Genomic DNA, 10,632 nt, shown 5'->3' on the forward strand with positions numbered 1-10,632 from the left:
CCGCACGGACCGATCCGTGCGGGGCTTCGTCGGGTATCGGGGCAGGTCATCCCTGCGGTCCTCCTCCGCCGAGCAGCGTGAGCGGCTCGGCGGGGGAGGCGGGGACGGTCACACCGCCACCGCCCTCCGCCGGTGGTGGCGCGCGTACAACTCGCGTTCGGCTTCGGACATCCCACCCCAGATCCCGTACGGCTCGGCGACGCGCAGTGCGTGCTCGCGGCACTGCGCGAGAACCGGGCACGTCCGGCACAACTCCTTGGCGCGGCTCTCGCGCTGTGCCCGCGCGCGTCCGCGCTCGCCGTCCGGATGGAAGAACACCGAGGAGTCCACACCGCGACACTTGCCGTGCATCTGCCAGTCCCAGAGATCGGCGTTGGGGCCGGGGAGGTGGTGTGGTGCAGGCATGTGGCACTCCTTCGCAGCGTGCTCGCGTAACCGAAAGCGAGCGGACCGTCGACCGGAATGATCCCCCCGGCCGAACCGAACAAATTCAGCATCTCCACCGTAATTAGGGTCTCGATTTGCCGTCAATGCTTTCAGCCAGTGGCGAAGTCCATAACGGGGCGGGCAAGAATTAACGTCGTACCGGTTTACAACCTGCACCGACCGTGATTCCGTACGGCCGGGGGATCCGCGCATTCTGTGCCGGATGAATGCAGCGGTGCCATCCGATGCGTTCTACCTGCTGTTTCTGTGGATCGCGTGTCGTTCTGTCGACGGTGCCGCGAAGTCGTCACCGGGAGGGACGATATTCGTACATACAAACATCCTGTACGTAATTCACCTGTTGTTTCGGTGGATGTTCAATTCGCGAAACCCGGACCGGTTCCCGGATGGCGAGATAATTTGCCTACCCGGTGCGAAATAATGGTGGAACCGGATGTAACGGATGATGGCGTCGGTGCGATGATTTCGGGATGTCGATGTGTACCGGCCGAGAAACGGACATCGTCACCGGGTCGGGTGCCGATGCACCGGACGTGGTGGCGACCCTCGAATCCGCCGCCTTCGGATCCGTGCCGGGCCTGCGCGCCGTTCCGTGCGCGAGCGGTCCCTCCGCGCGGTGGCTCCGTGCGGTCGCGCTCGGTGGTCAGGGGCGATACGCCGCGGCCCGCGCCGAACTCGCTGAGATCCGGGGCATCACACGGGGCCGCGGGGTGTGGGCGTCGCTCGCGGCGAGCACCGAGGCGTCACTGCTCCGGCAACTGGGCGGGCACCGCGCCGCCGCGGTCCACGACGGCCGGGCGCTCGCGGCGATCACCGAGCACGCCCGGCACCGTGCCGGGCATCCGGGCGGGGGACACCTGGCCGTGGAGGCCGAGGCGGACGCCCTGACGGGTCTGGCGGCGGATGCGCTCGGCCGCGGCCGACTCGCACAGGCGCGGGCGCTCCTGGGGCGATGTGACGGGCTTCTCGCCGGTGCGGAGCGTGCGGTGCACGGTGACGTGTTCCTGCGGCAACGCATCCGCCTGTCGTGGGTGACGGCGGAGACCGCGCTGGCGGGCGGCGACTTCGGGACCGCCCGTGCGTTCGCGGCGCGGGCGGTGGACGACGCGCACCGCTTCGGCTCGGTACGTCACCTCGTCAAATCGGACCTGCTGCGTGCTGCTGCGGCGACCGGCGACAGCGACACGCTGGAGGCGCGGGAGCGGGCGCAGGACGTCTGCGAACGGGCGGGCGAACACGGTCTCGTCCCGCTGCGATGGGCGGCCGCGATGCTTCTGACCGGGTTGGATGCCGGTCCGGGCGCCGTCGGGATCCGTGACGAATGTGCCGCGGCGGTCAAGCGCGGCGGTGGGGTCTTCGTGCCGCTGCACGGCTAGTGCGCCCATGCGCTCCGCGGGCGGTCGTGGCGGGTCGTTAGTCTGGGTGTGTTCCACCACCGGGTGGAAGCACTTCCGTGTGGAACGTGCCGTTTGTAACGCCAGGACTTGCGCATTCGATGACTGTTATGGGTGAGGAGTTGGACTCCGCCGTCGCTGCGGCTGCGCAGGGCGATCGGGCTGCTCTCGCTCGGGTACTTGCAAGTGTCCGGCCTCCGATCGTGCGGTATTGCCGGGCAAGGGTCGGTTCCGCGGAGCGCGGTCAGCTCTCCGCGGACGATGTGGCGCAGGAGGTGTGCCTGGCGGTGATGACGGCTCTGCCTCGATACCAGGACCAGGGACGGCCCTTCATGGCGTTCGTGTACGGCATCGCGGCACACAAGGTCGCCGACGCACATCGCAGCGCCGCGCGGAACCGGGCGGAACCGGTCGCGGACGTTCCCGACGTGATCTCGCTCGACGACAGCCCGGAGGAGCACGCGCTCAATTCCGAAGCGAGCCGGCAGATGAAGGACCTGCTCGGCACGTTGCCGGAGAAGCAACGCGAGATCCTGATCCTCCGGCTCGTGATGGGGCTGTCCGCGGAGGAGACCGCCGCCGCCGTCGGCAGCACGGCCGGCGCCATCCGGGTGGCTCAGCACCGTGCCATCGCGAAACTCAAGAAAGCTGTGACGGAAGAAGGTGAGCGACATGGGTAGGAGGCGTGACTCGGACGACTACTCTGCCGAGGGTCTTCCCGACGACGGCATGCCCGCCGACATCGCCGCCATCCGTCGCGACGACGCCCTCATCGATGCGATCGCCGGCGACGGTCCGGTCGAGACGCAGTCGAGCGAGGAGTACGAACTGGCCACGCTGCTGGCGGGCTGGCGCGCAGAGATCGTGTCCGAACCGCTGCCGGCGGGGCCCGACTTCGACGAGGTCGTCGCCGCGGTCAACCGCGAGATCGGAGCGCGTGACGCGCTCGCGACACGTCGCGGGTCGTCGTCGGCGCCGCTGCGTCTGCTGCGGCCTCTCGCGGGTGCGGCGGCGCTCGTCGCCGCAGCTCTCGGCGGTGCGGCCGTCTTCTCCTACAGCGCGGAGCCCGGCGACCCGTTGTGGGGCGTGAAATCGGTCGTGTTCAGCGAGCAAGCGGAATCGACCGTGGCGCGGATCGACACGACGTCGTCGTTGCAGCGCGCGGAGGAACTCATCGCATCCGGGGAGACCGCCGAAGCGCAGCAGTTGCTCGAGTCCGCCGAGGTCCGGTCGTCGGCGGTCACCGACGTCGGGCAACGCGACGAACTCGGCGACTGGTTGCGACGGCTCACCGAGGAACTGAACCGGGTGATCCCCACCGAACCGCCGCCGTTGCCGACCGAACTGCCGCTGGCCCCGCCGCCCGAGACCCCCGACACCACCGTCGTCCCCACGGAGCCGAGCCCGACGGCCCCGGTGACCACGACGCCGAGCCCGTCCCCCGACGCGACCACGGCGCCGTCGACGACCCCGGACCCGACGATCCTCGACGATCCCGGAACCGGGACCGGCACCCCGGAGCCGACAACGCCGACGTCTCCGACCTCGGCGCCGTCGACACCGAGCCCCACCGCCACGACACCGTCACCGGTGACCACGACGGCATCCGCACCGGCCACCGGTACCGAGACGACCACCACGAGCCAGGGTCTTCCCCAGGACGTGATGGAGGCGACCACCACCGGCGAGGCCTGAGCGTCTGCCGACCGGCGTGGCCAGAACATGAACGAGGGGGTCCGGCAACTGCCGGACCCCCTCGTTCATGTGGAGACGTCAGGAATCGAGACCGTACGGATCGGCCGGAAGCGCTTCGTTCATCGAGGCGTCGGCGTACCCGCGGCAGTAGTCCCACGTGACGTACGCGTCGGGCGACGGATCGAAGGCGGGTTCGTGCGGTCGTACCGTTCCGTCGACGAGCAACTGCAGCAGGTTGGCGCGGAGCATGTCCCAATCGTGGTAGTGCTCCTGATTGCAGTCCTCGCAGCACACCACGAGGCCGCGCACACCGCGAGGCGCCAGCAACGCCTCGTAGACCGCGAGGTCGGCGAGGTCTTCCTCGACCGCGAGTCTCTCGGCGGGATCCAGTGGTTGGCCCGGTTCGATCGCGTCCAGCGCCGCGGACGGATCGTCGGGATCTCCTGCGAACGGGTCCGGTGGCAGACCGGGGGGCAACTGATCACGCACGCCACCACGGTACGCAGGTCGAGGGGTTCTGCGCCAGCGGTCGAGGCAGGGACACGCCGACGCGATCGCGGAGCGGAGAGATTTTGCGCACCTCGAAGCGGCTGTGGCCGGGTAGTCGGCGGATCCGCCGACGCAAACCGATACCATGGACACCAGGCGGCTGTGCCTCCACGGCGCCGTCGTCCCCCACTTCCCGTTGCCGGACGGCCTCGAGTCCGTCCGCACCCATCGATCGTCACGGAGGGTCCGAACCGCATGAGTAGTACCGGAGGGCATGTGCACACCGGCGGTGACGACCCGAACAAGGTCGCGATGCTGGGATTGACCTTCGACGACGTGCTGCTGCTGCCGGCCGCGTCGGATGTCGTTCCGAACCGGGTCGACACCTCGACCCGCCTCACCCGCGACATCACCCTGCGGATCCCGCTCGTCAGCTCCGCGATGGACACCGTCACCGAGTCTCGGATGGCGATCGCGATGGCGCGTGCCGGTGGCATGGGTGTGCTGCACCGCAACATGGCGACCGAGACGCAGGCCGCGCAGGTCGAGACCGTCAAGCGCTCCGAGGCCGGCATGGTCACGGACCCGGTCACCTGCAAGCCGACCGATACGCTCGCCGAAGTCGACGCGATGTGCGCCCGGTTCCGCATCTCCGGACTGCCGGTCACCGACGCCGACGGTCAACTCGTCGGCATCATCACCAACCGCGACATGCGGTTCGAGGTCGACCAGAACCGCCCGGTCGCCGAGGTGATGACCAAGGCGCCGCTCGTGACGGCCAGCGAGGGGGTCACCGCGGAGGCCGCACTCGGGCTGTTGCGCCGCCACAAGATCGAGAAGCTGCCCATCGTCGACGGCCAGGGACGCCTCACCGGCCTGATCACGGTCAAGGACTTCGTCAAGACCGAGCAGCATCCGAACGCCACGAAGGACCGCGACGGCCGGCTCCTGGTCGGCGCCGCAGTCGGCGTCGGCGACGAGGCGTGGTCGCGCGCGATGACCCTCGCGGACGCCGGCGTCGACGTGCTCGTCGTGGACAGTGCCCACGGGCATTCGGCCGGTGTGCTGTCGATGATCGCCAAGCTCAAGGCCGAGATCGGTGATCGGGTGCAGATCATCGGCGGCAACGTCGCAACCCGCGCGGGCGCACTCGCCCTCATCGAGGCCGGTGTCGACGCGGTCAAGGTCGGCGTCGGGCCCGGCTCGATCTGCACGACCCGCGTCATCGCCGGTGTCGGTGCACCGCAGATCACGGCGATCCTCGAGGCGTCCGCCGCGGCGAAGGCCCACGGCGTCCCCGTGATCGCGGACGGTGGCCTGCAGTTCTCCGGCGACGTCGCCAAGGCGCTCGCCGCCGGTGCATCCGCGGCCATGCTCGGATCTCTGCTCGCGGGCACCGCGGAGTCTCCGGGTGAGCTGATCCTGGTCAACGGCAAGCAGTTCAAGAGCTACCGCGGCATGGGCTCGCTCGGCGCCATGCAGAGCCGCGGCGAGGCGAAGTCGTATTCCAAGGATCGTTACTTCCAGGACGACGTGTTGTCGGAGGACAAACTGGTGCCCGAGGGCATCGAGGGGCGGGTGCCGTTCCGCGGTCCGCTCCAACAGGTCACCCACCAGCTGATCGGTGGCCTGCGCGCGGCGATGGGTTACACGGGCTCGTCGACGATCGAGGAGCTGCACCACGCACAGTTCGTCCAGATCACCGCGGCGGGACTCAAGGAGAGCCACCCGCACGACATCACGATCACCGCGGAGGCGCCGAACTACGCGACCCGCTAGCGGTTGCGCGTTCGGTAGACCGTGGTCCCGTCCGGTTGCGGCGGGAACCGTCTTCTCACGAGAAAGGGGCGCGCGTGCGCGACCTCGTTGAAATCGGCATGGGCCGGACCGCCCGCCGCACGTACGAGCTGGACGACATCGACATCGTTCCGTCCCGCCGCACCCGGTCGTCGAAAGAGGTGTCGACCGCGTGGCAGATCGACGCCTACCGCTTCGACATCCCCGTGCTGGCACACCCGACCGATGCGCTGGTCTCGCCCGCGTTCGCGATCGAACTCGGCAAGGCCGGTGGCCTCGGCGTGATCAACGGTGAAGGTCTGTGGGGCCGGCACGCAGACGTCGACGCGGCGATCGCCCGGCTCATCGAGATCGCCGAAACCGATCCCGACCCCAACGCTTCGGTGGCGTATCTGCAGGAACTGCACGCTGCCCCGCTGCAGCCCGATCTGTTGGCCGCGGCCGTCGCGCAGGTCCGCGACGCCGGGGTGACGACGGCTGTGCGGGTGAGCCCGCAGAACGCCCGGGTGCTGACACCGGATCTCGTGCGTGCCGGCATCGACCTGCTGGTCATCCACGGAACGATCATCTCGGCCGAGCACGTCGCCCACGGCGACGACGAACCGCTCAATCTCAAGACGTTCATCTCCGAGTTGGATGTTCCCGTCATCGCCGGCGGTGTGAGCGACCACCGTACGGCCCTGCACCTGATGCGTACCGGTGCGGCGGGCGTGATCGTCGGATTCGGTTCGACGGCCGGGGCGACGACCACGAGCGCGTCGCTCGGTATCGGGGTGCCGATGGCCACGGCCATCGCCGATGCCGCGGCGGCCCGTCGGGACTACCTCGACGAGACGGGTGGACGGTACGTGCACGTCATCGCCGACGGTGACATCGAGACCTCGGGTGATCTGGCGAAGGCCATCGCGTGCGGTGCCGACGCCGCGGTGCTCGGCGCGCCGCTCGCGCTGGCCGAGGAAGCACCCGGCCGCGGCTGGTACTGGCCGTCGGCTGCCGCTCACCCGTCGCTGCCGCGTGGGGCGGTGCTGCAGGTGGAGGAGTTCGAGGACCGGGCGGGTCTGTCCCGCGTGCTGACCGGTCCGTCCGACGATCCGTACGGATCGTTGAACTTCGTGGGCGGTCTGCGCCGTGCGATGGCGAAGTCGGGCTACTCGGACCTGAAGGAGTTCCAGAAGGTCGGACTGTCGGTGCGTGCCTGACCCGTTCCGTCGTTCGTGGCCGGACATCCTCCCGTGACACCACGGGCAGGTGTCCGGCCACGCCCGTATTGCGTGACCTGGGGTTTCTGGTACCCGCAGTAGCAGTTGGGCATCCGGTGTAGGCAATGTCACATCGGGGGTGCATACTGACCGGTAACAATCGGCTCCGGCGGAGGTGCACCCATGGGCAAACGAGTCACGGACTACGACGTTCTGATCGTCGGGTCGGGTTTCGGTGGCAGCGTCACCGCGCTCCGACTCGTCGAGAAGGGGTACAAGGTCGGGGTGCTCGAAGCGGGCAGGCGCTTCGCCGACGCCGATTTCGCGAAGACCAGTTGGGATCTCGCGCGTTTCCTGTGGGCACCGAAACTCGGATGCTTCGGCATCCAGCGTGTGCATCTGCTGCGCGACTGCCTGATCCTCGCAGGGGCGGGGGTCGGCGGGGGCTCGCTCAACTACGCCAACACCCTGTACAAGCCGCCGGCGGCGTTCTTCGAGGACCGGCAGTGGGCGCACATCACCGACTGGCACGACGAACTGAGCCCCTTCTACGACCAGGCGCGGCGCATGCTCGGCGTCGTTCGGTACGAGCGCATGACCGCAGCCGACAAGATCATCGAGGAGGTCGCCGAGGACATGGGTGTCGGAGACACCTTCGTCAAGACACCGGTGGGTGTCTTCCTCGGTGAACCGGGACGTACGGTGCCCGACCCCTACTTCGGGGGAGTCGGGCCCGATCGTGCCGGGTGCATCGAATGCGGCGAATGCATGACGGGATGTCGTCACGGCGCGAAGAACACACTGATCAAGAACTATCTCGGGCTCGCGGAGAAGGCCGGCGTCGACATCCTTCCGCTCACCACCGTCACCGATCTGCGGGCGGTGCCGGACGGAAGCTGGGAGGTGTTCACCGAACGCACCGGCACGCGCCTGCGCAAGGGTCGGCGCATGCTCACGGCATCGCACGTGGTGCTCGCCGCCGGAACGTGGGGGACCCAGCATCTGCTGCACCACCTCAAGGACACGGGAGCCCTGCCGAAGCTGTCCGATCGGCTCGGCGAACTCACGCGCACGAACTCCGAGTCGATCGTCGGGGCCGGAAAGCTCACCGTCGACCCCGACATGGATCTGACCGAGGGCGTGGCGATCACGTCGTCCTTCCATCCCACTCCGGACACCCACATCGAGCCCGTCCGCTACGGCAGGGGTTCCAACGCGATGGGACTGCTGCAGACGTTGATGACCGACGGCGACGGTCCCGTTCCGCGGTGGGTGAAGTTCCTCGCCCAGGTGGCGAAGAATCCCGCACGGATGCTCCGGATGCTCTCGGTGAAGGACTGGAGCGAACGCACCATCATCGCGCTCGTCATGCAGAACCTCGACAACTCCATCACCACCTACACGAAGAAGGGCCTGTTCGGGCGACGGAAGGTCACCAGCAAGCAGGGACACGGTGAACCCAACCCGACGTGGATTCCCGCCGGAAACGAGGCGACCCGCCGCATCGCGGACAAGATCGACGGCATCGCCGGTGGTACCTGGGGGGAGATCTTCAACATCCCGCTCACAGCGCACTTTCTCGGCGGTGTGGTCATCGGCACGGACCCCGAGCACGGCGTGATCGACCCCTACCATCGGGTCTTCGGGTATCCGACGCTGAGCGTCGTCGACGGGGCCGCAGTGTCTGCGAATCTGGGGGTCAACCCGTCGCTGACCATTGCGGCACAGGCGGAACGTGCAGCATCGCTGTGGCCGAACAAGGGAGAGGACGACGTGCGCCCCGCCCAGGGCCGGCCCTACCGCAGGGTGCAGCCGGTCGCGCCCCGGAATCCGGTCGTGCCGGAAGGCGCCCCCGGTGCGCTGTCGCTGCCCATCGTCGAGGTCCGCGGTGGAGCCGAGATCGCCTGATCGCGACGACCCGGCCCGCTCCGGTCCGGGGGTGCGCGCAGACTAGACTGTCCGGGTGTCGCAAACCCAGCAGTCCCGGCCCGTCCTCGTCGTCGACTTCGGAGCCCAGTACGCGCAGCTGATCGCCCGCCGCGTACGTGAAGCGAAGGTGTACTCGGAAGTCGTCCCGCACACGATGAGTGTGGAGGAGATCGCGGCGAAGGAACCCCTCGCGGTGGTTCTGTCCGGTGGTCCGTCCAGCGTGTACGAGGACGGTGCCCCGCAGCTCGATCCGCGGCTCTTCGACCTCGACGTGCCGGTCTTCGGGATCTGCTACGGATTCCAGGCGATGGCGAAGGCGCTCGGCGGCACCGTCGCGCACACCGGTGGACGCGAGTACGGGCGCACCGACATGTCGGTGACCGGTGGGCTGCTGCACGACGGTCTGCCCGCGACGCAACCGGTGTGGATGAGCCACGGCGACGGCGTGACCGCCGCCCCCGAGGGATTCGAGGTGACCGCCAGCAGCGCGGGCGCACCCGTCGCCGCGTTCGAGAACCGTGCGCGTCGTCTCGCCGGCGTCCAGTACCACCCCGAGGTGCTCCATTCGCCCCACGGTCAGCAGGTCCTGAGCCGGTTCCTGCACGAGATCGCGGGTATCCCCGGCGCGTGGACCGCAGCCAACATCGCGGATGCGCTCATCGAACAGGTGCGCGAGCAGGTCGGCGACGGGCGCGCGATCTGCGGGCTGTCCGGCGGTGTCGATTCGGCGGTGGCGGCCGCGCTCGTGCAGCGTGCCATCGGAGACCGGTTGACCTGTGTGTTCGTCGACCACGGCCTGATGCGTGAGGGCGAGCGTCAGCAGGTCGAGCGGGACTTCGTCGCCGCGACCGGCGCGCGTCTGGTCACCGTCGACGCATCCGAGACCTTCCTGCGGGAACTCGCGGGAGTCACCGACCCCGAGACCAAGCGCAAGATCATCGGACGCGAGTTCATCCGTAGCTTCGAGGGCGCCGTCTCCGAGGTCCTCGGCGAAGGTGCGTCGAAGGGCGAGAAGGTCGAGTTCCTCGTGCAGGGAACCCTGTACCCCGACGTCGTCGAATCCGGTGGTGGTACGGGCACCGCCAACATCAAGAGCCACCACAACGTCGGTGGACTCCCCGAGGACCTGCAGTTCGACCTCGTCGAACCGCTGCGTCTGCTGTTCAAGGACGAGGTGCGTGCGGTGGGCCGCCAGCTCGGCCTGCCCGAGGAGATCGTCGGCCGGCAGCCGTTCCCCGGACCGGGCCTCGGCATCCGCATCATCGGCGAGGTCACCCGCGACCGGCTCGAGATTCTGCGGCACGCAGATTCGATCGCCCGTGAGGAACTGACCTCCGCGGGGCTCGACGGGCAGATCTGGCAGTGCCCGGTGGTGTTGCTCGCCGACGTCCGAAGCGTCGGCGTGCAGGGCGACGGCCGCACCTACGGCCACCCGATCGTGCTGCGCCCCGTCTCGAGCGAGGACGCGATGACCGCGGACTGGACCCGACTGCCGTACGAGACGCTGGAACGGATCTCCACCCGCATCACCAACGAGGTCGCCGATGTCAACCGCGTGGTGATGTGCTCGCGTCCAACATCGCCGCCGCCGCCGTGCACCGCTCCTGAGCTCACACGCCGTCCGGGTCGCCACCGCACGGACGGAGAAACACGCGCGGGTAGGCTCGGGACTCGTGTCTGAT

At 68.7% G+C, this 10,632-nt stretch carries 8 protein-coding genes and 1 pseudogene; 7 read left to right on the plus strand and 2 right to left on the minus strand.

What is annotated here, in order from left to right:
- Positions 1 to 108: 108 nt before the first annotated feature.
- The gene (locus LDQ05_RS09130; protein WP_226436600.1) at positions 109 to 405 is read right to left on the minus strand and encodes a WhiB family transcriptional regulator; all 297 of its coding nucleotides are present in this window, start codon (positions 403 to 405) and stop codon (positions 109 to 111) included.
- Between the two features lie 512 nt (positions 406 to 917).
- Here LDQ05_RS09130 and LDQ05_RS09135 point away from each other — a divergent pair.
- From LDQ05_RS09135 to LDQ05_RS09145, 3 genes are all read left to right on the plus strand, one after another.
- On the plus strand, positions 918 to 1,823 hold the full coding sequence (locus LDQ05_RS09135) for a hypothetical protein (protein WP_226436601.1): 906 nt from the start codon (positions 918 to 920) through the stop codon (positions 1,821 to 1,823).
- A 119-nt stretch (positions 1,824 to 1,942) separates the two neighbouring features.
- Positions 1,943 to 2,521, plus strand: a complete 579-nt coding sequence (locus tag LDQ05_RS09140; RefSeq protein ID WP_226436602.1) for a sigma-70 family RNA polymerase sigma factor — start codon at positions 1,943 to 1,945, stop codon at positions 2,519 to 2,521.
- Positions 2,514 to 3,536, plus strand: a complete 1,023-nt coding sequence (locus tag LDQ05_RS09145; protein WP_226436603.1) for an anti-sigma-D factor RsdA — start codon at positions 2,514 to 2,516, stop codon at positions 3,534 to 3,536. Before LDQ05_RS09140 ends, LDQ05_RS09145 begins: the two co-directional genes overlap by 8 nt.
- A gap of 78 nt (positions 3,537 to 3,614) precedes the next feature.
- Here the strand turns inward: LDQ05_RS09145 and LDQ05_RS09150 are convergent, their stop codons facing one another.
- A complete protein-coding gene (locus tag LDQ05_RS09150) occupies positions 3,615 to 4,025 on the minus strand; it encodes a DUF5319 domain-containing protein (RefSeq protein WP_226436604.1) in 411 nt (136 codons plus the stop codon).
- A gap of 255 nt (positions 4,026 to 4,280) precedes the next feature.
- On the opposite strand from LDQ05_RS09150, the gene guaB reads away from it, so the two are divergent.
- The 4 genes and pseudogenes from guaB to guaA all read left to right on the plus strand — a co-directional run.
- Positions 4,281 to 5,804, plus strand: a complete 1,524-nt coding sequence (gene guaB / locus LDQ05_RS09155) for an IMP dehydrogenase (protein WP_226436606.1) — start codon at positions 4,281 to 4,283, stop codon at positions 5,802 to 5,804.
- Between the two features lie 74 nt (positions 5,805 to 5,878).
- Positions 5,879 to 7,021: a GuaB3 family IMP dehydrogenase-related protein gene (locus LDQ05_RS09160; protein WP_226436607.1), complete on the plus strand. Its 1,143-nt coding sequence runs from the start codon at positions 5,879 to 5,881 to the stop codon at positions 7,019 to 7,021.
- A gap of 183 nt (positions 7,022 to 7,204) precedes the next feature.
- Entirely contained in the window at positions 7,205 to 8,929 is a 1,725-nt protein-coding gene (locus LDQ05_RS09165; RefSeq protein WP_226436608.1) for an FAD-dependent oxidoreductase, read from the plus strand.
- 55 nt (positions 8,930 to 8,984) lie between these two features.
- Positions 8,985 to 10,541, plus strand: a pseudogene (gene guaA / locus LDQ05_RS09170) (glutamine-hydrolyzing GMP synthase); the annotation flags it as partial.
- Positions 10,542 to 10,632 lie beyond the last annotated feature (91 nt).

The sequence above is a fragment of the Rhodococcus yananensis genome, from assembly GCF_020515525.1.
GTDB classification, from domain to species: Bacteria; Actinomycetota; Actinomycetes; order Mycobacteriales; family Mycobacteriaceae; genus Rhodococcus; species Rhodococcus yananensis.